Annotated in this window: 25 protein-coding genes; 9 read left to right on the top strand and 16 right to left on the bottom strand. The window is 65.2% G+C overall.

The features are described 5' to 3' along the window. Window position 1: 1 nt before the first annotated feature. Window positions 2-280, top strand: a complete 279-nt coding sequence (locus ACZY0B_RS16395; protein ID WP_463765189.1) for a hypothetical protein — start codon at window positions 2-4, stop codon at window positions 278-280. 10 nt (window positions 281-290) lie between these two features. Here ACZY0B_RS16395 and ACZY0B_RS16390 read toward each other — a convergent pair whose 3' ends face one another. The 11 genes from ACZY0B_RS16390 to ACZY0B_RS16340 form a co-directional block, all read right to left on the bottom strand. Further along, on the bottom strand, window positions 291-1,190 hold the full coding sequence (locus ACZY0B_RS16390) for a class I SAM-dependent methyltransferase (RefSeq protein WP_463765188.1): 900 nt from the start codon (window positions 1,188-1,190) through the stop codon (window positions 291-293). 88 nt (window positions 1,191-1,278) lie between these two features. Continuing rightward, window positions 1,279-2,046: a mannan-binding family protein gene (locus tag ACZY0B_RS16385; protein ID WP_463765187.1), complete on the bottom strand. Its 768-nt coding sequence runs from the start codon at window positions 2,044-2,046 to the stop codon at window positions 1,279-1,281. Continuing rightward, window positions 2,043-2,789: a tetratricopeptide repeat protein gene (locus ACZY0B_RS16380; protein WP_463765186.1), complete on the bottom strand. Its 747-nt coding sequence runs from the start codon at window positions 2,787-2,789 to the stop codon at window positions 2,043-2,045. Before ACZY0B_RS16380 ends, ACZY0B_RS16385 begins: the two co-directional genes overlap by 4 nt. Before the next feature lie 33 nt (window positions 2,790-2,822). Next, a complete protein-coding gene (locus ACZY0B_RS16375; RefSeq protein ID WP_463765185.1) occupies window positions 2,823-4,073 on the bottom strand; it encodes an MlaD family protein in 1,251 nt (416 codons plus the stop codon). After that, window positions 4,070-5,287 (bottom strand): MCE family protein, encoded by a 1,218-nt coding sequence (locus tag ACZY0B_RS16370; RefSeq protein WP_463765184.1) that lies wholly within the window; start codon window positions 5,285-5,287, stop codon window positions 4,070-4,072. The genes ACZY0B_RS16375 and ACZY0B_RS16370 overlap by 4 nt, the downstream gene beginning before the upstream one ends. Then, window positions 5,284-6,402 carry an MCE family protein gene (locus tag ACZY0B_RS16365; protein ID WP_463765183.1) on the bottom strand — a complete coding sequence of 373 codons (1,119 nt, stop codon included), beginning with the start codon at window positions 6,400-6,402 and terminating at the stop codon, window positions 5,284-5,286. The genes ACZY0B_RS16370 and ACZY0B_RS16365 overlap by 4 nt, the downstream gene beginning before the upstream one ends. Then, a complete protein-coding gene (locus ACZY0B_RS16360; RefSeq protein WP_463765182.1) occupies window positions 6,402-7,448 on the bottom strand; it encodes an MCE family protein in 1,047 nt (348 codons plus the stop codon). The genes ACZY0B_RS16365 and ACZY0B_RS16360 overlap by 1 nt, the downstream gene beginning before the upstream one ends. Continuing rightward, complete coding sequence (locus ACZY0B_RS16355; protein WP_463765181.1) at window positions 7,441-8,496, bottom strand: MlaD family protein; 1,056 nt, start codon at window positions 8,494-8,496, stop codon at window positions 7,441-7,443. The genes ACZY0B_RS16360 and ACZY0B_RS16355 overlap by 8 nt, the downstream gene beginning before the upstream one ends. Further along, complete coding sequence (locus tag ACZY0B_RS16350; RefSeq protein ID WP_463765180.1) at window positions 8,493-10,061, bottom strand: MlaD family protein; 1,569 nt, start codon at window positions 10,059-10,061, stop codon at window positions 8,493-8,495. The genes ACZY0B_RS16355 and ACZY0B_RS16350 overlap by 4 nt, the downstream gene beginning before the upstream one ends. Then, window positions 10,061-10,924: an MlaE family ABC transporter permease gene (locus ACZY0B_RS16345; RefSeq protein ID WP_463765179.1), complete on the bottom strand. Its 864-nt coding sequence runs from the start codon at window positions 10,922-10,924 to the stop codon at window positions 10,061-10,063. The genes ACZY0B_RS16350 and ACZY0B_RS16345 overlap by 1 nt, the downstream gene beginning before the upstream one ends. Before the next feature lies 1 nt (window position 10,925). After that, a complete protein-coding gene (locus tag ACZY0B_RS16340) occupies window positions 10,926-11,765 on the bottom strand; it encodes an MlaE family ABC transporter permease (protein WP_463765178.1) in 840 nt (279 codons plus the stop codon). 302 nt (window positions 11,766-12,067) lie between these two features. Between ACZY0B_RS16340 and ACZY0B_RS16335 the strand changes: the two genes are divergently transcribed. From ACZY0B_RS16335 to ACZY0B_RS16315, 5 genes are all read left to right on the top strand, one after another. Then, on the top strand, window positions 12,068-12,679 hold the full coding sequence (locus ACZY0B_RS16335; protein ID WP_463765177.1) for a TetR/AcrR family transcriptional regulator: 612 nt from the start codon (window positions 12,068-12,070) through the stop codon (window positions 12,677-12,679). Between the two features lie 26 nt (window positions 12,680-12,705). Then, the gene (locus ACZY0B_RS16330) at window positions 12,706-12,987 is read left to right on the top strand and encodes a phosphoribosyl-ATP diphosphatase (protein ID WP_090603224.1); all 282 of its coding nucleotides are present in this window, start codon (window positions 12,706-12,708) and stop codon (window positions 12,985-12,987) included. 2 nt (window positions 12,988-12,989) lie between these two features. Then, a complete protein-coding gene (gene hisG / locus ACZY0B_RS16325) occupies window positions 12,990-13,847 on the top strand; it encodes an ATP phosphoribosyltransferase (RefSeq protein WP_463765175.1) in 858 nt (285 codons plus the stop codon). A 106-nt stretch (window positions 13,848-13,953) separates the two neighbouring features. After that, window positions 13,954-14,466, top strand: coding sequence for a DUF4126 domain-containing protein (locus ACZY0B_RS16320; protein WP_463765174.1), 513 nt, complete (start codon window positions 13,954-13,956; stop codon window positions 14,464-14,466). Further along, entirely contained in the window at window positions 14,463-15,833 is a 1,371-nt protein-coding gene (locus ACZY0B_RS16315) for an FAD-containing oxidoreductase (protein WP_463765173.1), read from the top strand. Before ACZY0B_RS16320 ends, ACZY0B_RS16315 begins: the two co-directional genes overlap by 4 nt. Before the next feature lie 4 nt (window positions 15,834-15,837). On the opposite strand, the gene ACZY0B_RS16310 is transcribed toward ACZY0B_RS16315, so the two are convergent. Further along, on the bottom strand, window positions 15,838-16,716 hold the full coding sequence (locus ACZY0B_RS16310; RefSeq protein WP_463765172.1) for a RecB family exonuclease: 879 nt from the start codon (window positions 16,714-16,716) through the stop codon (window positions 15,838-15,840). Window positions 16,717-16,789: 73 nt separating this feature from the next. Here ACZY0B_RS16310 and trmI point away from each other — a divergent pair, with 73 nt between their 5' ends. After that, on the top strand, window positions 16,790-17,632 hold the full coding sequence (gene trmI, locus ACZY0B_RS16305) for a tRNA (adenine(58)-N(1))-methyltransferase TrmI (protein WP_463765230.1): 843 nt from the start codon (window positions 16,790-16,792) through the stop codon (window positions 17,630-17,632). Here the strand turns inward: trmI and ACZY0B_RS16300 are convergent. Next, window positions 17,629-17,928 carry a DUF503 domain-containing protein gene (locus ACZY0B_RS16300; protein ID WP_463765171.1) on the bottom strand — a complete coding sequence of 100 codons (300 nt, stop codon included), beginning with the start codon at window positions 17,926-17,928 and terminating at the stop codon, window positions 17,629-17,631. The genes trmI and ACZY0B_RS16300 overlap by 4 nt on opposite strands. Further along, the gene (lppK, locus tag ACZY0B_RS16295; protein ID WP_463765170.1) at window positions 17,928-18,611 is read right to left on the bottom strand and encodes a lipoprotein LppK; all 684 of its coding nucleotides are present in this window, start codon (window positions 18,609-18,611) and stop codon (window positions 17,928-17,930) included. Before lppK ends, ACZY0B_RS16300 begins: the two co-directional genes overlap by 1 nt. Before the next feature lie 310 nt (window positions 18,612-18,921). On the opposite strand from lppK, the gene arc reads away from it, so the two are divergent. Continuing rightward, entirely contained in the window at window positions 18,922-20,751 is a 1,830-nt protein-coding gene (gene arc, locus ACZY0B_RS16290) for a proteasome ATPase (RefSeq protein ID WP_463765169.1), read from the top strand. Between the two features lie 20 nt (window positions 20,752-20,771). Here arc and ACZY0B_RS16285 read toward each other — a convergent pair whose 3' ends face one another. Together ACZY0B_RS16285 and ACZY0B_RS16280 are read right to left on the bottom strand one after the other, a co-directional pair. Beyond that, window positions 20,772-21,377 (bottom strand): hypothetical protein, encoded by a 606-nt coding sequence (locus ACZY0B_RS16285; protein WP_463765168.1) that lies wholly within the window; start codon window positions 21,375-21,377, stop codon window positions 20,772-20,774. A 3-nt stretch (window positions 21,378-21,380) separates the two neighbouring features. Further along, window positions 21,381-22,559 carry a hypothetical protein gene (locus ACZY0B_RS16280; protein WP_463765167.1) on the bottom strand — a complete coding sequence of 393 codons (1,179 nt, stop codon included), beginning with the start codon at window positions 22,557-22,559 and terminating at the stop codon, window positions 21,381-21,383. A gap of 218 nt (window positions 22,560-22,777) precedes the next feature. Here ACZY0B_RS16280 and dop point away from each other — a divergent pair, with 218 nt between their 5' ends. Continuing rightward, window positions 22,778-24,286 (top strand): pup deamidase/depupylase, encoded by a 1,509-nt coding sequence (gene dop, locus ACZY0B_RS16275; protein ID WP_463765166.1) that lies wholly within the window; start codon window positions 22,778-22,780, stop codon window positions 24,284-24,286. The last annotated feature ends 3 nt before the right edge of the window (window positions 24,287-24,289 follow it).

Below are 24,289 nucleotides of genomic sequence, written 5' to 3'. Positions count from 1 at the left end.
GATGTTCATGCTCGAGCGAGAGTTGAACCGCATCGCCGACATCGCCGTGGAAGCCGTCAATATCACCGTCCTGCATGTGCGGCGCATCGTGGCAGCGTTATGTACTGCGCTTGGCCGGACGAAGCGGGAAGTCAGCGACTTAGCCTGGGACTACAGCGAACTGGCGGGAAGCGTGCGCCGCCGCAGCGGCACCGCAACCCACCATCGCGGTCAGACGGCGGAAAGCCAGGAGATTGCCGACGTGATCTCCATCGACCTGCGTCGCCGGCAGGCCAACTGAGGCAACCGGCTCAGCCCAGCACTGCCGACAGGTAACCAGAAGCCCCGCCGAACGAGGCCAGCTCGTCCTGCGGCACCTGAAAACCGTTGGCGGAGAAGGCTTCCTCGGTTGTTCGAATGTCGACCCGCCAACCGTGCTCGGTGAGGTAATCGCCGGCGGAGTTGCGATCACCGGTATAGAACAACTCGGCCAGATTGATCTTGGAGCCGATGCGCTGCGCCCTCGCGGTGAGTTTTTCCGCCCAATCTGCCGGAATGCTGCGGAAATCCATGTGCTCGCAGGCGATCCGGCTGCCCGGCGCCGACAGCGCGGCGACGTTGTCGAACAAGCGGTCCTGTGCCTCCGGCGGCAGGTACACCAACAGGCCTTCGGCGCTCCACGCAGTCGGCTTCGACGTGTCGAGCCCGGCCTCGACGAGTGCGGCGGGCCAGTCCTCGCGCAGGTCGATCGCGACCGTGCGTCGTGCTGCGGGCAGCTTTGCACCCAGGTCGGCCAGCGTGCGGGTCTTGAAGTCGATCACGCCGGGCTGGTCGATCTCGTAGACCACCGTGTCCGCCGGCCACGGCAGCCGGTAAGCCCGGGTGTCCAGGCCGGACGCCAGAATCACGGCCTGCCGCACACCGGCGTCGGACGCCTGCAGGAAGAAGTCGTCGAAGAACCGGGTGCGCACGGTGATCTGCTCGAGCACAGCCTTGCGGTTCATGACGGGATCGGCGGTGTCGCCGAGCTTTCCGTCGATCAGCTTGATGAAGGTGTCACTGCCGACCGCGCGCACCAGGGGATCGGCCCACGGGTCGTTGAGCAACCGATGCGGCCCCTGCGAAGCCATCGCGCGCTGTGTCGCGACTGCCGTTGCCGTCGCGCCTACGCTGGATGCCAAATCCCAGGTGTCGTTCTCGGTGCGCGCCATGCCGGCTCCCTTCCGCCCACGTCTCTGCATTAGTTAGGTGACTTAAATACTAATGTCACTGTACGCGGAGACTCCGCGGCGTCGCGGACTAGATGCGCAGAACCGGACTCAGCGCCGAGAGCGGGATATGAGCCTGGACGGTGCCGCCGTCCATGTACCACTGCGGGAGGCCGGGTGAGAAGTTGATCGGGTCGTCGTGGCCGACGGGATAGTCCGGCATGTAGATGATCAACTCGTCGGGGGTCAGCGCCCACGCCTTGTACGCGCCGGAGTAGACCTTGTCGGGAGTCCAGCGGTCGACGACGAACGGGTAGGTCCCCGGGTCGTGCGGCGGCGGCGCCTGATTGAGCGCGGTTTCGATGAAGGGCTGCGCCAGCGGCGGGATGGCGGTCAGCGGATTGCCGTTGGTGATATCCGCCAGTTGCACTCGCCGGCCGCTGGCCATGTCGAACGTGAAGGTGCGGTAGGCGTTGTTGGGCTTGGGTCCGTCGGCGTGGTAGTCCTCGTGGAACACCGCGCTCAGCAGATTGCCGTGCTGGAAGATCTGGTAGTTCTCCTCGCCATAGCTGTCCGCCGCCATGCTCGCGTTGGCGTTGCGCCAGTTGTTGACCAAAGTGTGCAAGTAGTCACGCACCACGCCGCTGGTGGCCGGGTTGTCGATGAGCTCACCCGGCAGCGCGACCTTGATGTCGCGGACGGCGTTGCGTTCCGACGTCACCGAGGTGTGGCAGTACAGGCCGTCCCAGTCGCCACCGAGCTCGCCGCAGAACGACGGGGCGGACGCGCGCGCGTACGTGGCGTTGGGAATCGTTGCGGCGGAGGCTAATACGAGCGCCGCGAGGACTCTTCGGATCACAGCAGCTGAACCTTGCTGGCCCGCCAGCGGCCGTCGACTTTCTCCATGGTCATCTTGATCCGGCTGCGGTCGATCCGCGGATCGGGTGCCTGCGTGTTGGCCACGGTCTGGTCGATAAAGACAAGCACCACAACCTTATTCGTGGATTCGGACTGAATCGCCGAGTCCACCACTGTCCCGTGTGCGCTCGCCTTGTTGTCGATCAACAGCTGGCGAAGTTGCACACTGGACTGGGTGTACATGTCCTTGAACTCCCCGGTCGCCCCGTCGAGCACCTGCCTGAAGTTCTCGTCGACCTTGTTCGCGTCGATGCTCGTCAGCACTTGCGCGTAGGCGATCGCCGCTTGCTGGGCCTGCTGGCCGGCCAGCTTGACCTGATGCTCTTGCCACAACTTCCATCCGAGGAAGCCGGAAACGGCAAGCGAGGCGACCAGTAACAGCGGCACCAGGCTGCGACGCAGATACCGGCCCCAGGGCCGCTCACGGAGCGCGATCTTCTCGCGCTTCGGCTTCTTGGCCTGACGCCCGAACGGAATATCCTCGTCGTCCTCATCCGTGGCTTCGGTGCCGTCGGCTTCGCCGTCTTCGGCTTTGGTTTCCCCGGAGTCGGCGTCAGAGTCGGCGTCCTTGACGTCAACGTCGTTTTCGGCGTCGGGGTCGGTGTCGACGTCTTCGGGTTGGGCTTCTGGGCTTGGCGCTTCGGGCATTTCGGCCTCGGCAACTTTCTCGGATGTGGCGGTCACAATCTTCTCCTAGCTTCGAGCTTAGGTTGGTCGTTAGTGCGGCGGTTCGATCGGTAGCGGGGGGCCGCCATATGGCGTGGGAATCGTGAAGCGGCCCTTCGGCGTCGGATCGGTTCTGCGGCCCAGGTCCGCCCCGGGCGGCGGACCGGCGGTGTCGTCGCCGCCCGGGCGCGGCGCGTTCTTGGCCCCGCGGATAGACACGGCAGGGTCGGTGTCGCGGCAATAGGTGTACATGAACGGCTCGTAGTAGTCCGCGGCCGACGGTGGATGCGCGGGTGTCCCGTAATCGCACACGTAGCGGGGGTAGAGGTCGGCGATCGCCCAGACTCCGTGGTCGTGAAAGGAGCTCGCCACGGCGTCCAGCACCGAGCCGCGGTAGTCGGGGAACAGCGCATTGAGCGCCGGCACCCGCTGATAGAGCAACTGCGACATGGTGGCCATGCTGCCCAGCAACTGCACCATGGTGTCGGAATTGTCGGAGAACAAATTGTCGACCGCCGACAGTGTGCGCGGTGTCTGTGCGGTCAGCCTCCGGTAGCCGGCTTGCATTCGGGCAACCCCGGACAGCGTGCGGTTGAGTTCGGTTGCGGTGGCTGCCAAGCCGGCGTTTTTATCGCGCGCAAGGGTGAGCACCACCCGGCTGGTCTTGATGATGCTGGTCGTTTGGGGCAGCACCGAATCGAGCGTCGACAACAGGAACGTGCCGCCGTCAACGATGGCGGCCAATTTCGCCGGGCCCTCCTTGCTCAGGCTCAGTTCCTTCTTGATCAGCTCGACTTTGCGCGGGTCGACCTGCGCCAGCATGCCGTCGGCGTCACCGAGCAACTGCGCCAGGCTGACCGGGACGCTTGCGTGGGCCAGGGTGATCAGGCTGCCGTCGTGCAGATAGGGCCCGGCATCGGATTCGGCCTCGAAGTTGATGTACTGCTCCCCGGCCGGTGACAACGCCGACACGTGTACGACGCTGTCGGCCGGGATCCGCACCTTAGACGTGATGCTGGCGATTGCGTTGACTCCGCTGTCGGTGATCTGCAACGACTCGACACGGCCAATCCGCACACCGCGCAACGCGACATCTTGGTTGGGCAGCAAGCCACCGGATTCCGGCAACTGCACGGTAACCCGGTACGACGACGCGAACGGTGCTACCCGCAATGCACCAATCAGCAGGTAGGCGGTTCCGACCACCAGGGTGAGCACCAATCCGGCCACCGACAGCCAGATCTGTTGGCGGTGAGCGGCCCGCACCACCCGGACCACGACGTTGGCGACGGCCGCGATCATGGCGGCGGCCCCGGTGGTGGCGGCCCCGGCGCCGGCGCGGGAGGACCGGGAGCGATATCGATTTGTCCCGGGATGTCGGGGTCGGGAATGACCGGAACCTGCGGCGAGTTCGGCCCCCGGCCGACCACGCGTTCCTGCAGACGCCACAGGGTGTACTTCAGGGTGCCGACGAGAAGGTTCACGTTGTAGTGGTGTGGTCCGTGCAACCCGATGTCGCCCGGGTATCCGATGTCAGGAAGCGATCCGAGGATCAGCTTGTCGACGCCCACGTGCACCGAAATCGCGCCTCCCGACGTCGATTTGACCAACGGGGGAATTAGCCGGTTCACCGCGAGGAAGCTGGTATCCGGGCTTACCGCGACGTCATTGGCGGCCCCGGCAATGGTGTTCAGATCGCGGATGATGCTGCGGCCGCTGGTGTCGGTTCCCGCGATCGACGGGAACCTGGCCAGCAACCGGGAGGTGTCACCGACCTGCACGGCCAGGTTGGAAAGCTCGGCGGTGTTGTCGGCCAAGGCCGAGGTGGCGGGCCTGGCCGCGGTCATCAGATCGGTGATGGCGGCGTCTTTGGCGTCGAGTTGGTCGGCCAGACGGGACAATTGGGTCAATGCCGTCGAAATCTGGTCCGACCGCGTGTCGAGCGTGCCGACCAGCTGGTTGGACTTGCTGATCAGTTGTCCGAACGCCTGGCCTTGGTCGCCGGTCGCCTTGCCGAACCCGTTGATGATGTTGGTGAAGTTGCGCACGGCCCCGCCGTTCACCAGGATCGCTGCCGAGCTCAGCACCGACTCGACGGTCGCGGCGGCCGCCGTCGAATCCAGGCCGATGGTGTCGCCGCTGTGCAGCATCGGATCGTCGGCGGGATCATCGGCGGGGGGCTTCAGCGCCACGAATACGTCGCCGAGTGGTGTGGCGGTGCGTAATTCGGCGGTGCTGCCCCGCGGCAGCTGCACGCCGTTTCTGATCCGCAGCGTGGTGACCGCGGTGTAGTTGCGCGCACTCATCGATTCGACTTGACCGACGTCGGCACCGGCGAGTTTCACCTTGGCGTTCATCGGAAGGTTGAGTGCGTTGGAGAACACCGCGGTCAGGGTGTATCCGCCCGAACCCAGCCCAGGAGCCGGAAGGGGAAGGCTGGCAAGGCCATTCGTGGCACATCCCGCGGTGATCAGTGCGGCGGCCACCATCGCGGTCCCAGCTCGCGCGGCCGTCATTTCTGCCCCATCGCAGCCATGCCGTCGAGCACGTAGGTCAACCCGAAATCCGGCCCGAAGTCCTGGATCGTCCCGGTGCTGCAGCCGAGTTGGCGAAGGCCCATCAAGTTGCAGATCTCTTTCGTGTACTGGCTGTCGAAGAGCAATCGGTCCGTGAGGAAGCGGGCGCGCACGGCACCGTTGGCCCGGTCGATCATGTTGTAGGCGTTGTCGGCCAGCATCGGCGCCACATCGAGGAGTTCGGCGAGATCTCGCCGCTTGTCGGTGACCATCTGCAACGTGGAGTTGCCGTTGACCAGAGCCCGCTTGATGGTGTCGCGGTTGGCGTCGAGGAGGTCGCCGGCCCGTTGGACCAGCTGATCGAATCTTTTTCCGGTGGTACCGGTGCCGATGTCTTCGTCGGCCATGATCTGGCTGACTTGGTGGATGGTGGAGGCGAATTCGCGCAGCTTGCCGTCATTGGCCGCCACCGCATCGAACAGCGTGCTGATGTTCTTGACGATCGTGGTGATCTGCTCGCGAGTCTGGGCGCCGCCGTCGCTGGACAGGCGCAGTGCCCGGGACAGCTCGTCGAGCGCCGATTTGATCTGCCCGCCGTTGCCCTCGACAACCTTGGTCCCGTTGTTGAGCACGTCGGCAATCGGTCCGCCGCCGTGGCCGTCTCCCTCGAGCGACTTGGTGACCTTGTCCAGCACGCTGAGCACACGGCTGAATTCGACGGGCGTCTTGGTCCGGGTCAAGCCGATGGTGTCGTGGTTTTCCAGGACCGGACCGCCACGGTAGGGCGGCGTGAGCTCGATCTGCCGATCAGTGAGGATCGAGGTGGACACGGTAACGGCTTGCGCGGCCGCGGGAACCTTGACGTGGCGGTCGACGGTGAACTCGACTTCGACGTAGGGGCCCTTGGCGTTGATCTTGGTGATCTTGCCCACCGGCATTCCCAACACCGCGACCACATTGCCCTCGTAAAGACCCGAGGCGCTGTCGAATTGGGCCGTCACCGAGATGGCGTCCTGGTCGGAACCCAGGTACCACCAACCGACACCGACCGCCGCGGCGAGCACCACCACGACGGCGCTGATGGCCAGCGCTGTGGACCGGATCTTCGACGCCATCACTTGCAGTCCTTGAAGTACTCGATCATGCCGAACTGCTTGGCACGCCCGCTGATTGCGCACATCCACGAGTCGATGAGCGGGACATTGTTCGCGTTGAAGTTCACCGCGTTGCCCTCGCCGGTGAGGTTGGCCGCCTCACGGAAGAAGATCGGACTGATTTGCAGCATGTTGCCCAGCAGGTCATCGTGTTGAGCCATCATGCCGGTGAAGTCCCGAATGTCGTTGATGAGCGAGTCCAGCCCGGACCGGTCATTCACCACGATCTGGCTCATGGTGTCAACGAGACTGGTCAGCGATTGCATCATGGCGTGGAAAACGGCTCGCCGCGCGACGAATTGACCGAGCAGGTCCTGTCCCTGGTTGATGAGGTTGCCGATGCCGGCTTGCTGGCGCCGCAAAGTGTTGGTCACCCGTTCGGTGTTTCCCAGCAGCTGGCCCAGTTGGTCGCGTCGCACCGCGATGATGGACGACAGCGAGTGGACGTTCTTCATCGCCTGCGGCACCACCGCGGGCAGGCCCTCGAGCTGCTTGCCCAATATCGCAAGCGACTGCGCGAACCGGTCGGAATCGACCTGCTCGAACGTCGTGGTGGCGTCCTGCAACGCGGATTGTAGGTCGTAGGGGACCTCGGTGTGCGACAGGTCGAACGTGTTGTGTGGCAGCGCCGCCGAGCCGTTGGGTTCCAATGCCAGATAGCGCGAGCCCAGGATGGTGGTGACCTTGATCTTGGCGCGAGAATCCTTGCCCAGCACGATGTTGTCGCGAATCTTCAGGCCCGCCTCGACGTGATCGCCGACGAGTTTCATGCTGGTCACCTCGCCCACCGGGATACCCGCGACCGCGATCGGGTTCCCGGGCCGCAGCGAAGCCGCCTGCAGAAACTCCGCGGTGTAGTGCCGGTATCCGGCACCGAGCGCGTGCACCGTCAGCATGGCGCCGATCACCACCGCGACCACCGCGACGGCCACAAACCCAAGCCACGTTTTGTTGTAGCTCTCTAGCGGACGCTTCGTGAAGCGCCGCCAAACGGACGAGTCAGCCACCGGCGGTACTCCTGCATCGCGGTGTATGCCAAGTCTTGTTTCCCGGGGTGGCAGCGGCGACGATGATCGGCACGACGTCATTGAGGCCGGGGAAGAACCCCATGAAGTTGACGTCGCACACGTAGGCGTTGCCGTAGGCGCCCTGGTTGCCCACTCGGACAAGCCCTTTCAGCAGCAGCGGGATGTTGTCGCCGAAGAACGCCACCTGCGGCTCGACATCCATCAGGTGTCTGGCCACACCGGGTTTGCGGTCGATGAATTCGCGCAGTGCCGGGTACACGTCGGTGGCTGAGGTGGACAGCCGGCCCATCACACGGGACAGTGAACCGACCGAGGAGACCAGCTCCGGACGCCGCCGGTCGAGTTGGTCGACCACCTCGCGGGTCTGGGTGATGACCCCGTCGAGATTGTCATTCTGCTGAGCAAGGTTGCCGACCACCTTGTTGAGGTTGGTGATCACGTTGCCGAGGGCCTGGTCTCGTCCGGCGAATGTCTCTGTGAGCGTCGATGTTTGGCTGACCAGCGTGCTCAGTGACGACGTGTCACCCTGCAACGAGGCGATGATGCCTTTGGTGAGATTGTCGGCGTCGCGTGGGTTCAGCAGACTGAACAGCGGTTCGTAGCCGTTGAGTAGCGCGGTGACATCAAAGGATGGTTCGGTGCGTTCCAACGGCAGCACACTGCCTGGCGGGAGCAGGCCCTGATTGCCCTCCGGCCCCAACGAGAGCCCGAGGTAGCGTTGCCCGACGATGTTTTGGTACGTCACGGAGGCGACGGTGTTGCCGTAGACGTGCTGATCGGTTTGCACCACGAACGCGACTCTGGCGCGTTTCCCGTCGAGCTCGACGCTTTCCACCCGGCCCACCCGCACCCCGGCCATCCGGACGTCGTCGCCTTCGCGCAGCCCGTAGACATCGGTGAACAGTGCCGAATACTTGGCCGTGTCACCGGCCACGTCACGTCGCAGGCTTACGTACACAAGCCAGGTGAGGGTCAATGCGACGACCATGAACAGGGTGAGGCCGATCAACGGGGCCCGGAATCTCATTTCGTCCCTCCGGGAGGAGATTTCGTTCCCTGTTTCAAAGAGACGGTGGTGCCACGGGCCACCGGACCCAGCAGCAACTCGGTGGCCGGCGTGGTGGGCTGGCCGGTGATGACGCTGAGTATGTTTCGCTCGTATTGGCTGCCGACGGGTCCCACGTTGCCTCCGAAGGACGATTGCGGTATCCACGGAGCCTTCGGTGCCACCGGCGCGACCCACGGTGCGTTCGGCGAAGGAGACGCGGGAGCACCGGGCGATGGGTTGTCGGGGTTGGCACTGCCCGGCACCGGCGCCGACGGCGTTATCCCTGCTGGTAGTGGGGGATTGGGATCAGCCAAATTGGGGTTCGGGTTGATCAGCGGCGGACCGACGGCGACGAGGTTTCCGTCGGGGCCGATGACGGTTCCCGGCGGCGGCGCCAAATCCTTGGGCGGCTGATAGTTCTGCGGCAGCAGCACTTCCGGCAGGTCAGGCCGCACCGGGATCAGCGGAGCGGTGAAACAGCTGGGCCCCTTGAGGTCTCCGTAATGCGGACAGTCCGCGCGGGTGTAGGTGGACGAGGGGGTAAAGGTCAGCATCGCGCGCATATTGCCGACGTCGCTTCCCGGCACCCAGACCTCGTCCATGAACCGGCTGGCCAAGTTGTCCAATTTGGTGACCGCGGGCACGAAGTTATTGGACTTCATCGCAAGGATGCCCAGCACCGGCGTGAAGTCGCTGGTGATCCTGATGAGTTGGTCGAGGTGGTGGTCGAAGGACTCATGCACCGTACCGACGGTGTTCTCGGCGCCGGAGAGCAGCGAGACCAGCTGCCCGCGCGTCTCGGCGAAGGTCTGCATTGGCTCGACAGCCTGGTGCAAGGCGTCGAGGAGATCGGGTGCCGTCTGTGAAAGTCCACGGGCCGCGTCGACGAGCGCGGACACGGTCGAGGGCCCGGTGTCAGTGCCGACAATCGAATTGAGTTGGTCGAGAAGGCGATTCAATTGCGCTCCGGCCGTCAGCAAGGGGACGCGGCGGTGTTCGGTGGCGGCGCCCAGCGCCGCCAGGATCCCTACGGACCGGTCGTCGCGACCGCGGCCGGCGGCGGCCAGTAGGTTGCGCAACTTACTGACGGTGGTCTGAAAGAGCACGGTCGGAAGCCGGGTGTCTTCCGGAATGTGGGCGCCCTGCCCGATCGTGGCGCCCGGGCCGTTACCTACCAGCTGAACTGACGACACGGCGAAAACGTTGCTGGGCACCACACGAGCGGTCACGGCGGCCGGAATCGACTTGGCGAATTCGGGTTTGAGGTCGATGTGGACGTAGTTGGGCTTGCCGTTGGCGGCGGGAATGACATCGTCGACCGTCCCGACGAGTACGCCGTGATACTTGACGTCGGACTTCTGCGGCAGCCCGTCGCCGACGTTGACCAGATCGGCGACCACCCGAACGTAGTTGTTGAGCCGGCCGGTGGACTTGAGCAACATCGCGACGGTGAGCAAGGCCGCGACCACCACGACCGCAACCCCGGTGGCCAGCAGCTGCCGGTCCGATGGGCCCCGCCCGTCCAGCTCAAAGGAATTCGGCATCAACCACCGAACCTTGCACCGGCGTCCACGCCCCACAATGCCATGGTGAGCAGCATGTTCACGATGATCACGACGGTGATACTGGCTCGCATGCCATGCCCGGCGGCCACCCCGACACCCTCGGGCCCGCCGGTCGCGTAGTACCCGTAGTAGCACTGAATCGTGGATGCGATCCACACGAAGATGACGGCCTTGATCAACGAGTAGACGATGTCCTGGCCGGCCAGCATCAGCGTGAAGTAATGCAGGTAGGAGCCGGTCGAGCCGCCGCTGCTGATCCCCACCACGACCTGCGTGGTCAGATAGCCGATCGCCAGGCACGCCACATACAGCGGGATGATCGCCGCCACCGAGGCGATCAGCCGGGTCGTCACCAGATACGGAATCGGGCGGATCGCAATCGATTCCAGCGCGTCGATTTCTTCCGCGATCCGCATCGACCCCAGCTGTGCGGTGAACCGGCAGCCGCCTTGCATGGCGAACGCCAGCGACGCCATCAGCGGTGCCAGCTCGCGGGTGTTGACCAACGACGAGACGAAGCCGGTGGCGGGCCCGAGACCGAGCAGGTCCAGGAAGTTGTAACCCTCGATGCCGACCAATGCGCCCACGGTCATCCCGAGAACAACGGCCACGCCGGCGGTGCCGCCACCCACCACGATCGAGCCATTGCCCCAGGTGATGTTCGACAGCAGCCGCAGGAACTCGCCGCGGTACTGGCGCAACGCGAGTGGCACCGCGACCAGCGCCCGGATGAAAAAGACCAGCATGTGGCCAAGCCGAATGATCGGCACCATGCCCCTGCGATACAGCCGTATAACCGGGACGGTGATCGGCGCAAATGGTCGGTAGGCAGAAACCGTCATGTCACAGCCCCGTCCTGGGCACCAACATGATGTAAAGCTGGCTGATCGCGACGTTGACGATCATCAGCAGCAGGATCGCCTCGACGACGGCGGCGTTGACCGAGTTCGCCACACCCGTCGGGCCACCTACCGTGGACAGGCCCTTCTGTGCCGACACCACGGCGACGATGGCGCCGAAGATGACCGCCTTCACCAACGCCAAAATCATGTCATCGGTCGTCGCGAACGACGCGAACGTCGAGACGAAGCTGCCGGGCGCCCCGTTCTGGAAATACACGTTGAACATGTAGCTCGCGAAAAATCCGACGAAGCACACGACACCGGTGAGCCCGACGCCGATCATGATCGCCGCAGCGAAACGCGGAACCACGAGTCGACGGATCACCGAGACGCCCATCACCTCCATCGCGTCGGTTTCTTCGCGCATGGTTCGCGAACCCAGATCGGCGGTGATCGCCGAGCCGACGGCCGAGGCCATCAGAACGGCGGCGACCAACGACGCTCCCTGACGAATGACCGCGAGTCCGCTTGCCGCGCCGGCCAGCGAGGTCGCACCCACTTGCCCGGCCAGCAGGGCGAACTGAATGGACAGCGTGACGCTGATCGGCAGTGACACCAGAATCGTCGGCAGGACGGCGGTGCCGGCCATGAATGCGCCCTGGCGAACAAACTCCTGCCATTGAAATCGGCCGGTCATCAGGTCGAAAAAGAAGTACTGAACGGTTCGCACGCCAAGGACGAACTGTTCGCCGACCGTCGTCAGCGAGGCAATCGGATGACGTCTGACGTATCCGACAGACCAGTCCTGGATGGCGACGACGCCGTCTTGTCGGGTCGTCATCGAAGCGGAACCGGCAGTCCGTCTAGCAAATCGTGGCTACCGATCATCGCGCACCAGCTACCGCCTTCATTGGCGTTCCCCCCACCAATAAGTGCTTGAGTCCAGGGCCGGAGGAGTCGGATGCCGTGTAGCGCATCTTCAGAAAGATAATGTCATCCGGATCCGTGAGCTGCAGTTCTCGATGTGTGCTGAGTCACACTAGCCTAGTTGATAGGCACTTTCAATAGTGTAGAGTCACTCACCTGAGACGTCACTGGACGGCATCGGTGGGGTTGTAACGTCGGATTGACGAAGGTAATGGCATGCCCTCAGCAAACACCGGATCGCTACGGGACCGGCGTCGCGCCGAGTTACTCTCCCAGATCCAGCACACCGCGTACCAGCTTTTCGCCGAGCGCGGATTCGATGCCGTGACGACCGAGGACATTGCCGCCGCTGCCGGAATTTCCATCAGTACCTATTTCCGGCATGCGCCGACAAAAGAAGGTCTCCTGGTCGACCCCGTCCGCGAGGCGGTCAACGAAATCGTCAGTTCGTACAGCGCGAGACCGCCGGACGAATCACCGGTCGAAGCGTTGATTCAGCTATTTGTCACGCACGCCCGGGTCGCCGACGAGACCGACAACCTCGATACTTGGCAGCACGCGGTCGCAAGTGCCCCCCACCTGCTGAGCAAATCGATGTTGGTCAGCGAGATCGATCACCACAAGTTCATCGAGCAAGTGGCAGCGCGCATGGGCGTCGACGCGCCGGACGACATCCGGCCCGCCCTGTTGGTCCACACCAGTTTGGCCACAGTCAAATTCGTTCTCGATCGCTGGCTGAGCCCGGACGTCGAGATGAGCGAGCTGTTCCACGTCCAGCTGGAAGAGGCGCTGCGGGTCACGCTCGGCGGCTTCGACCGCCAGGGCTAAACCGAGGTGACTTTGCTCGCTGCCTCGTGAAACAATCGCTGGCCGTGAAGACATTCGAGGATCTGTTCGCCGAACTCGGCGATCGTGCCCGCACCCGACCGGCCGGCAGTGCCACGGTCGCCGCGCTCGACGGCGGGATTCATGGGCTGGGCAAGAAGATCCTGGAGGAGGCCGGAGAGGTGTGGCTGGCCGCCGAACACGAATCCAACGACGCATTGGCCGAGGAGATCAGTCAGTTGCTGTACTGGGCGCAGGTGCTGATGATCGCGCGCGGGCTGTCGCTCGACGACGTCTATCGGAAGTTGTGACCATGTTGCGAGTCGCGGTTCCCAACAAAGGCACGCTGAGCGAGCCGGCCAGCGAGATCCTCTCGGAGGCGGGCTATCGGCGGCGCACCGATACCAAAGACCTCACCGTCATCGACCGCGCCAACCACGTCGAGTTCTTCTTTCTGAGGCCCAAAGACATTGCCATCTATGTCGGTTCGGGGCAGCTCGATTTCGGCATCACCGGGCGAGACCTGGTACTCGACTCGGATGCGCCGGTGCGTGAATGCCTGGCGCTGGGTTTCGGTTCGTCCAGCTTCCGTTATGCGGGGCCCGCCGGGCTCGACTGGACGGCGGCCGATCTAGCCGGCAAGCGGATCGCTACCGCCTACCCGAACCTGGTGCGAAAAGATCTGGCGGACAGGGGAATCGAGGCCACCGTTATCCGGCTCGATGGTGCGGTGGAGATCTCGGTGCAACTCGGGGTGGCCGACGCGATCGCTGACGTGGTGGGATCGGGCCGCACCCTGAGCCTGCACGATCTGGTGGCTTTCGGTGAGCCGCTGTGTGATTCGGAGGCGGTGCTGATCGAGCGTGCCAACCCGGATGGCGGGGACGCGGCGAGGGCGGCGCGCGATCAGCTGGTCGCGCGGATTCAGGGTGTGGTGTTCGGGCAGCAGTACCTGATGCTCGACTACGACTGCCCGCGCTCGGTACTGGATCAGGCCACCTCGATCACGCCGGGGCTGGAGTCGCCGACCATCGCTCCACTTGCGGACCCGGACTGGGTTGCGATCCGGGCGCTGGTGCCGCGCCGGGGCGTCAACGAGATCATGGATGAGCTCGCGGCCATCGGAGCCAAAGCGATTCTGGCTTCCGATATCAGGTTCTGCCGATTCTGATCACGCCAGCCCGGTCCCGGCTGTGTTAGCGTCCGGCTAGGGGAGGGGGCCCGCCGGGCCGTCCCCCTCTTATGGTTGCCGCGCTGTCATTCCCAGGAGGGTCGCCGTGACACATGTCCTTGTTCTCTTGCTGGCTTTGCTGATTGGTGTTGTCGCCGGGTTGCGTTCGTTGACGGCGCCCGCCGTCGTCGCGTGGGCCGCGTATCTGGGTTGGATCGACCTGCACGGCACGTGGGCATCCTGGATGGCCAACATCATCACCGTCGTCGTCTTCACCGTTCTCGCGGTCGGCGAAGTGGTCAACGACAAGCTGCCCAAGACTCCGCCCCGCACGGCGCCACCGGTGTTCGCCGCCCGGCTCATCATGGGCGGGTTTGCGGGCGCGGTGCTCGGCGCATGGCCGCATTGGACGTTCAGCGCGCTCGGGGCGGGCGTCATCGGCGCGGTGCTTGGCACCCTCGGCGGCTATCAGGCGCGCAAGCGACTGGTCGCGGTCAGCGGCGGGCGAGACCTGCCGATCGCGCTGCTCGAGGATGCCGTCGCGATCTTGGGCGGGTTCGCCATCGTGGCGGTGACGAGCCAGGTGCTGACGCACTACCTGATCACAGCGGTTAAGTGACCGCGCATTTCGATGCGATCATCGTCGGTGCCGGCCAGGCGGGGCCTTCGCTTGCGGGGCGGTTGACAGCCGCCGGGCAGCGGGTCGCGATCGTCGAGCGCAAACTGATCGGCGGCACCTGCGTCAACAACGGGTGCATCCCGACCAAGACGCTGGTCGCCAGTGCGCATGTCGCTCATCTGGCCTATCGCAGCGGCGAATTCGGTGTCGCGACCGGATCGATCAGCGTGGACATGGCCAAGGTCAAGGCACGCAAAGACGGCATCATGCTCGCCGACCGCAAGGGCGTGGAGGACTGGCTGGAGGGCATGGACGGCTGCACCGTATTTCGCGGACACGCCCGCTTCACCGATCCGCATACCCTGCGTGTCGACGGCGATGAGCTTCGCGCCGACCGGATCTTCCTCAACGTCGGTGGCCGCGCGGTGGTACCAGACATCCCGGGCCTCGACGATGTCGAATACCTCACCAACGTGTCGATCCTCGAACTCGACACGTTGCCGCACCGTCTGGTCATCGTCGGCGGCAGCTACATCGCATTGGAGTTCGCTCAGATGTACCGGCGGTTCGGCGCCAGCGTCACCGTTGTCGAGCGGGGTCCGCGGCTGGCCTCCCGCGAAGACGAGAACGTCTCGGCCACCATCAAGGAGATCCTGGAGTCTGAAGGCATCGACGTCGAGCTCGGTGCCGATGATGTGCGAATTCGCAAGAACGACAACGGATTCGAACTCACACCTCGCGCCGGCGCCGACCCCATCCCGGGCAGCCATCTGCTATTGGCGGTGGGCCGCCGGCCCAACACCGACGACCTGGGGCTCGAGGCCGCCGGGGTGCAGACCGACAACCGCGGCTACATCGTGGTCGACGATCAGCTCAAGACCAGCGCCGATCACATCTGGGCGATGGGCGATTGCAACGGCAAGGGCGCGTTCACCCATACCTCGTACAACGATTTCGAGATAGTCGCCGCCAACCTGCTCGACGACGATCCGCGCCGGGTGAGCGACCGCATCACCACCTACGCGCTCTACATCGATCCGCCGCTGGGGCGTGCCGGGATGACGGTCGGTGAGGTCCGCGCGTCGGGCCGCAAGGCGCTGCTCGGCAAGCGGGCGATGACCAGGGTCGGCAGGGCCGTGGAAAAGGGTGAGACGCAAGGCTTTATGCAAGTCGTCGTCGACGCCGACACCCACGAGATCCTCGGAGCCGCCATCCTCGGCGTCGGTGGTGACGAGGCGATTCACGCCATTCTGGACGTCATGTCGGCCAAGGCTCCGTACACCACGCTGTCGCGCACGATGCACATCCATCCCACCGTCAGCGAGCTCATTCCGACGATGCTGCAGGAGATGTCGCCGCTCGACTAGCCGATCACGCCGCCGGTTCGGTCGAATGCGAAACAGCTTGCGCCCGCCGTTGATCCGGCCAGCCGGGGTAGGGCGGTGGTGTGCCGCCGAAAACCGGACAGTGCTCGTGGTGCGGACACCAGTCGCACAACCGCGACTGGCTGGGGCGGAAATCGCCTGTCTCGCCGGCGGATTGGATCGCACGCCAGATCGCCATCAATGTCTTCTCGAAGCGCAGCAGCTCGTCGAGTTCGGGCGAGTAGTCCAGCACCTGGCCGTCGGCGAGGTAGATGAGTCGCAGCCGGGTGGGCGGTACACCGCGGGTGCGCAACAGCGCCACCGCGTAGAACTTCATCTGGAACATCGCCTTGAACTCGGCCAAAGCCCGCGCGGCCGGTGGCGCCTTACCGGTCTTGTAGTCGACCACCCGCACCTCGCCGGTGGCGGCGACGTCGATCCGGTCGATGAAGCCACGCAGCAACGTACCGTCGGCGAGCTCCACCTCCACCCGCTGCTCGCAGCACTGCGGGTCGAATCGGGTCGGATCTTCCAGCCGGTAATAGCCGGACAGCAGCGCCCGGGCTTCCTCCAGCACCTGGGTCCGCTGGACGGAGTCCAGCTCGCCGACCCGGTCGGGCTCCGCGGCGACCACCTGCTCCCACGCCGGCTCCACGAGCGATATCGCATTCTCTAGGCCGCGCGACGCCGCGGGCAGGCCGTAGAGCTGCTCCAGCGCGGCATGCACCACCGAGCCGCGGATCTGCGCCGTCGACGGCGGCTCGGGCAGCCGGTCGATCGCGCGGAACCGGTACAGCAACGGGCACTGCTTGAAATCCGCCGCTCGCGACGGTGACAGGGCCGGTCTGGAAGCCGGCCGCGCCTGGTCCTGCGGCTGGTCGGTCATATTCGCAGCCTAGGACGCGGTGCCGACAACCCCGAGCATCGGTAACGGCGAGTCGGCTGGCACGCTGAACGGCGTGTCCAACACCGGTCCTTTCACCGTCGGCGAGCGGGTGCAGCTCACCGACGCCAAGGGCCGTCACTACACGCTGGCGCTCACCGAAGGCGCTGAGTTCCACACTCACCGCGGCGCGATTGCGCACGACACGATCATCGGGCTGGAACAGGGCAGCGTCGTCAAATCCAGCAACGGCAACCCCTACCTGGTGCTGCGCCCGTTGCTGGTCGACTACATCATGTCGATGCCCCGGGGGCCTCAAGTCATCTATCCGAAGGACGCCGCCCAGATCGTGCACGAGGGCGACATCTTTCCGGGCGCCCGCGTGCTGGAGGCCGGAGCCGGATCCGGTGCGTTGACCTGTTCCCTGTTGCGCGCCGTGGGACCCGAGGGTCGGGTGGTCTCCTACGAAGCGCGCGCGGATCACGCCGAACATGCGCGGCGCAACGTGTCCGTCTTTTTCGGCGGGGCGCCCGCCAACTGGGAGCTGGTCGTCAGCGATGTCGTCGACTCCGGGCTGCCCGACGGCTCCTTCGACCGGGCCGTGCTGGACATGCTGTCCCCGTGGGAGGTGCTGGACACCGTGTCGCGGCTCGTGGTCGCCGGCGGGGTGCTGGTGATCTACGTGGCCACGGTCACCCAGCTGTCGAAGGTGGTGGAGGCGCTGCGGGCCCAGCAGTGCTGGACCGAGCCGCGGTCCTGGGAGACGATCCAGCGCGGATGGCATGTTGTCGGCCTGGCCGTCCGGCCGCAGCACTCGATGCGCGGGCACACCGCGTTCCTGGTGGCGTCGCGTCGGCTGGCGCCGGGCACGATCGCTCCGGTGCCGTTGGGCCGCAAGCGGCCGGGTAGGGACGGCTAGGCGTAGTCCTCGCTGCGGATCAGCGAGCGTTGCACCGACAGCACTTCGAACTCGGGATGCGCGGCGACCAGACGTTCGGCCGCGTCGAGGACATCGACGGCGTGGCTGCGGTCACCCGACACGACCGCCACACCGATGCCCGCTCGCCGATGCAGATCCTGCCAACCGGTCTCGGCGGCCGACACGCTGAACTTGCGGCGCAGCTCGGCGACGACGGGACGGATCACCGATCGCTTCTGCTTGAGCGATCGCACGTCGCCCAGCAACACGTCGAATTCGAGCCAGGCGATCCACATCAGCCAGGCGGAGCTTGCGCAGGGGTGGACTCGGGCGGCGGTGCCGGAGCCGGAGCGGGCGGCGGGGCGGGCGCGGGCGGCGGTGCGGGAGGCGGAGCGGGAGGCTGGACGGGTTCCGGCGGCGGGGGCAGCGGAAGAGTCGGGCTTGGCGGCGGTGGCGTCGGGGCCGGCGAGTTGCCCAGTGCCAACAGCATTTCCGCTGTTCGTCGGGAAAGCTGCCAGCCGCCCTGGAGGGGTGCGAACTCCATCGGGAAGGTGAACGCGCCGTTGCTTCCCTTGGCGGTGTTGACGCTGACGGTGGCCACCACGTTGGACGGATTCTTGTCCGACCACGCGATGTTGTTCGCCACGAAAGTCATCGGCAAGTAGCCGTTGTCACGCAGCGCGTTGACGAATTTATCCAGCGTGGCGGCGCTCTCCGGCGTCGCGCCTTCGACGAGGTTCACCTTGTTGACGCCCGGAATGTTCGGGTCGACAAGCCGGTTCAGCACTTCGACCAGAGCCTCGGGCACCGGCACGGGAGCCGTCGGGGGAGCCGTGACGATCAGCGGAGTGGACGTGGGCGCGGCGGCCGCCGAACTACTCGACGGCAGCACCTTGGGTTCGCTGTGCGAGCATGCCGCCAGCCCGAGGGCCGCCACCGTGGTGGCGGCGCTCAGTGCTACGGACAGGTGTCGGTGCATCCGTCGGGTCGGCCGGGCTATTCGGCCACGCCTGATTCTTGGAGGGGGGTGGTTGCTGCGGTCGGGTCAACTGGTGCAATGGAAGTCACAGTTGGAAACCTTGCGTTGATGACCGCGGCCACGGCAATGCCTGTGGCGAGGGGTTTTGCGGTCACGGGTGTCCTCTCGGTGGTCCCAAATCGACGCCGAGGTTACCAGCGGGAGTAACGACGCGACTTTTGATGGCTTTTGAGTTCACGCATGAACAGCCGATCGCCGGTAGCGTTATAGGGATCCACCGCATCAATTCGGGGCGGGAAAGGAGCGCAACATGGGTGACTCAGAGCGTTCTGAAGCATTCGGTATCAATCGCGAAACTGACATGTCCAGCGGCGATGCTGCCGAATTGGAACAGTTGCGCCGCGAGGCAGCAGTGTTGCGTGAGCAACTCGAGCAGGCAGCCGGATCGCAGGGCGGCACCCGCTCCTCGCGCGACGTGCATCAGCTCGAAGCCCGCATCGACTCGCTTGCCTCCCGTAATTCCAAGTTAATGGAAACTCTTAAAGAAGCCCGGCAGCAGTTGTTGGCGCTGCGGGAAGAAGTCGACCGGCTGGGGCAGCCGCCCAGCGGCTACGGCGTTTTGCTCGGGAGTCACGAGGACGAAACGGTCGACGTGTTCACCTCGGGTCGCAAGATGCGACTGACGTGCTCGCCCAATATCGACGTGCCATCCCTGCGCAAGGGCCAGACGGTTCGGCTCAACGAAGCCCTGACCGTCGTTGAAGCGGGGACGTACGAATCGGTCGGCGAGATCTCGACTTTGCGGGAGGTGCTCAACGACGGGCACCGGGCATTGGTCGTGGGGCACGCCGACGAGGAACGGATCGTGTGGCTCGCGGACCCGCTGGTGGCGGAGGACTTGCCGGACGGCGTTCCGGACGCACTCAACGATGACACCAGGCCGCGCAAGTTGCGGCCTGGCGATTCTCTACTGGTCGACACCAAAGCCGGCTACGCGTTCGAGCGCATTCCCAAGGCCGAGGTCGAGGACCTGGTGCTGGAAGAGGTGCCCGACGTCAGCTACCAGGACATCGGTGGCCTGACTCGCCAGATCGAGCAGATCCGCGATGCCGTGGAGCTGCCGTTCCTGCACAAGGAGCTGTACCGCGAGTACTCGCTGCGGCCGCCCAAGGGGGTGTTGCTCTACGGCCCGCCCGGCTGCGGTAAGACGCTGATCGCCAAGGCGGTCGCCAACTCGTTGGCCAAGAAGATGGCCGAGGTGCGTGGCGACGACGCCCGCGAGGCCAAGTCGTACTTCTTGAACATCAAGGGTCCCGAGCTGCTGAACAAGTTCGTCGGCGAGACCGAGCGGCACATCCGGCTGATCTTCCAGCGGGCCCGCGAGAAGGCGTCCGAGGGAACACCGGTGATCGTGTTCTTCGACGAGATGGACTCGATCTTCCGCACCCGCGGCACCGGCGTCTCGTCGGATGTCGAGACCACGGTGGTCCCGCAGCTGCTCAGCGAGATCGACGGCGTGGAGGGACTCGAGAACGTCATCGTGATCGGCGCGTCGAACCGCGAGGACATGATCGACCCCGCGATCCTGCGGCCGGGGCGTCTCGACGTGAAGATCAAGATCGAGCGGCCCGATGCCGAAGCGGCACAGGACATCTTCTCGAAGTACTTGACCGAGAACCTGCCGGTGCATGCCGACGACATCGCCGAGTTCGACGGTGACCGTTCGGCCTGCATCGCGGCGATGATCGAGAAGGTCGTCGAGCGGATGTACGCCGAGATCGACGACAACCGTTTCCTCGAGGTCACCTACGCCAACGGTGACAAGGAAGTCATGTACTTCAAGGACTTCAACTCCGGGGCCATGATCCAGAACGTCGTCGACCGGGCGAAGAAGAACGCGATCAAGTCGGTGCTGGAGACCGGGCAGCACGGGCTACGCATTCAGCATCTGCTCGACTCGATCGTCGACGAGTTCGCCGAGAACGAGGACCTGCCCAACACGACCAATCCCGATGACTGGGCGCGGATCTCGGGCAAGAAGGGCGAGCGGATCGTGTACATCCGCACCCTGGTCACCGGCAAGTCGTCGAGCGCGTCGCGCGCCATCGACACCGAATCGAACCTCGGCCAGTACCTCTAGGGATCCAATCTCTAGTCGGCTCAGTCGAATTCGAACGAGTAGCTGTTCGTCAGGTCGTCCTGCGTCACGCGGGCGGGGCGAGTCGTCGTGTCCACCCGCAATGTCTCGGTGAGCACGCGCGGCTGATAGCGCCACCCCTCGGGCAGCGTGAGCCGCCCGGCCAGCCCGGCCAGGTCGGCCCGCGACAGGTTGGGGTCGGCGACTTGGCTCCAGGTCTGCATGACCCAGCGCTTGCCGTCGGGATCGATGAGTTCGTATATCTCTTCGCCGGCGTTGAAGACGAAGACCGTATTGCGGGCCACTTCGTTGACGGTGTACGGGGCGGGGTTCATCGACGAGAGCTGCACGGTGGCTTGCTTGATCATCTCGATCCCGCCGAACGTCAAGCGCTCCTGCGGGCCCTCGGCGTGCTTTTCGATGTCGTTCATCAGCCAGTAGCGCGGACCGTTGAGCAGCGCCGCGGCCGCACCGTGTTCCTTCGCGATGGCCTGCGGGTCGAGCGCGGACCACAGCTCGGCCGGACAGTCGTTGAGTCCGAAGCTGTTGTAGACGGTGGCTTGTGGACCGGATTCGCCGACCTCGACGAGAAGCACTTCGCCGTAACGCTTTCCAGACAAGTCAGGCACTTGTTACTCGCTTTCTGTCGTTGTGGCGACGTCGGTGATGGCGCCTCGGTAGCGGTTGCGGGCTGCCAGCGCGACATGCAGGTCGTCGATGAGCGGGTCGAGGAACATGCCCCGGTACTCGGCGTCGTCGACGGCACGGGCGCTGATGTACATGAACGTCAACGCGCCGAGGAACAGGCACATGTGGATCAGCGAATCCGGTACGGGCAGTGTCCATCCCATGACCGTCGCGGTGCTGACGTAGGTGTGGGTCCATTCGTTGAGCAGCTGTGGCGTCAGAATGATCAGCCCGAGAATGAGGTACATCGTTCCGCCGACGAGTGCCACCACCAGGATCTCCACGAGTTGCGAGGCGGCGAGCAGGAAAACCACATTGAGGCGTTCCGCCTTCTTCAAAACTGGGCCCGGCGACGGGTCAAGCATCGCTGCGAAGGGAGTGTCGGCGAGGCGGTCGCTGCCTTCGGGCAGCGACGCCGTCGACTTCAGCAGCGGCCGCACCCGTTCCACGGTCTTGGATACGACGAATGCCCCCGCGATGCCGAGCAGAAAGAATATTGCCAGCGAGATCCGCTTCCCGTTGATGGTGGCCGCCATCAGCCAGACGTAGGTGTTGAAGAACACCAACGCGGTCAGCAGCACAATCGGCAGGGCCCGGATCGCCAGCGTGCCGACCGTGGCAAGGTGCTCGAACGTCATGCGCACCGCCCAGGCGAGCACCGATCCGACGCCCGAGCCGGTCAGCAGCAGCACCAGGACCAGAATCACGGCGTCCCGGGTCAGTTGGAGAGGGCCGCTTTCGACGACCCCGCAGACGACCGCGAAGGCCAGCGCCACGGTCGCGATCGTCGCGCGGACGCTCGCGCGCGAGACCCGCGACACCAGCCAGCCGAGCAGAGCCGCCAGCGGGAGAGCGGCCCCGAGCAACGCCAGGATGACCCATTGCCGGGTTGTCGGTGTCCCCTCAATGAAGACCTCGTGGCCGTCGCTGACGAAATACACGCCCAGCAGACAGGCCTCGAGCCCCGCCCACGCGGCCAGCATCGGAGCGCACCGCGGCCAGAGTCGTCGCCATCGGCCCCGCCGGGTCAGCACGGACGGCAGGCCGCGCTCGAGGAACCACCGTTCCGCCTCGGCGGTCGCCGCCTTCTGGCTGCCCGGCGTGCGGCGCAGAGTTAGGTTCACACCGGGTCACCTTAGTGGCGCAGCAACCGCTGTGTTGGACGTTTTCGCGCAGGTCAGGATTCGTTCGGCGGCGCGCCAGCGCGGCCGTCGCGCCGCACGCGGGTTGAGTCCTGAAGCATCTTTGGCCAGAAGGTATTTCAACGATCTGCGGCGTCCCCGTACCGGCCGCGCGGTTCCCCCCACGCGTGGCGCATCGTCGTCCGGCCTACGCTGAACGGATGCAACGGATTATCGGGACGGAGGTCGAGTACGGCATTTCGTCGCCGTCCGACCCGACTGCCAACCCGATCCTTACCTCGACTCAGGCGGTGTTGGCCTATGCGGCCGCCGCCGGTATTCAACGCGCCAAGCGCACCCGCTGGGATTACGAGGTGGAGTCGCCGCTGCGCGACGCCCGCGGTTTCGACCTGAGTCGCTCGGCCGGGCCGCCGCCGGTGGTCGACGCCGACGAGGTCGGCGCGGCCAACATGATTCTGACCAACGGTGCGCGGCTCTACGTCGACCACGCGCACCCCGAATACTCCGCGCCGGAGTGCACCGACCCGCTGGACGCGGTGATCTGGGACAAGGCCGGTGAGCGGGTGATGGAGGCCGCCGCACGGCACGTCGCCAGCGTGCCCGGGGCGGCCAAGCTGCAGCTCTACAAGAACAACGTCGACGGCAAGGGTGCCTCGTACGGGTCGCACGAGAACTACCTGATGTCGCGACAGACGCCGTTTTCGGCCATTATCGCTGGTCTGACCCCGTTTTTGGTGTCCCGGCAGGTCGTCACCGGTTCTGGCCGGGTCGGTATCGGCCCCTCGGGTGACGACCCCGGCTTCCAGCTGTCCCAGCGCTCCGACTACATCGAGGTCGAGGTCGGGCTGGAGACCACGCTGAAGCGCGGCATCATCAACACCCGTGACGAACCGCACGCCGACGCCGACCGGTATCGCCGGCTGCACGTCATCATCGGCGACGCCAACCTCGCCGAGACGTCGACTTACTTGAAGCTGGGCACCACGGCGCTGGTTCTGGACCTGATCGAAGATGGCCCGCAGCACGGTATCGACCTGAGCGATCTGGCGCTGGCCCGGCCGGTGCACGCGGTCCACGCGATCAGCCGTGACCCGGCGCTGCGCGTCGCGGTGGCCATGGCCGACGGCCGCGAGCTGACCGCCCTTGCGCTGCAACGCATTTACCTCGACCGGGTCGCCAAGCTGATCGACGGCCGCGACCCCGATCCGCGGGCGGCCGACGTCGTTGAAACCTGGGCGCACGTGCTCGACCTGCTGGAGCGGGACCCGATGGAATGCGCGGAGCTGCTGGACTGGCCGGCGAAGCTGCGACTGCTCGAGGGTTTCCGGCAGCGGGAGAACCTGAGCTGGTCGGCGCCGCGGCTGCACCTGGTCGACCTGCAATATTCCGACGTCCGGCTGGACAAGGGTCTATACAACCGGCTGGTCGCGCGCGGCTCGATGAAGCGTCTGGTCAGCGAGCACCAGGTGATCGAGGCGGTGGACAATCCGCCGACGGACACTCGCGCGTATTTCCGCGGCGAATGCCTGCGCAGATTCGGGGCCGACATCGCCGCGGCCAGTTGGGACTCGGTGATTTTCGATCTCGGTGGCGATTCGCTGGTGCGCATCCCGACGCTGGAGCCGCTGCGGGGCAGCAAGGCGCACGTCGGGGCGCTGCTGGACTCCGTGGACAGTGCCGCCGAACTGGTGCAACAACTGACGAGCTGAGGC

This window comes from Mycobacterium sp. IDUB_19 (assembly GCF_055419445.1).
Note: the sequence above shows the minus strand (reverse complement) of the source record. Positions and strands in the feature narration are given on the sequence as shown.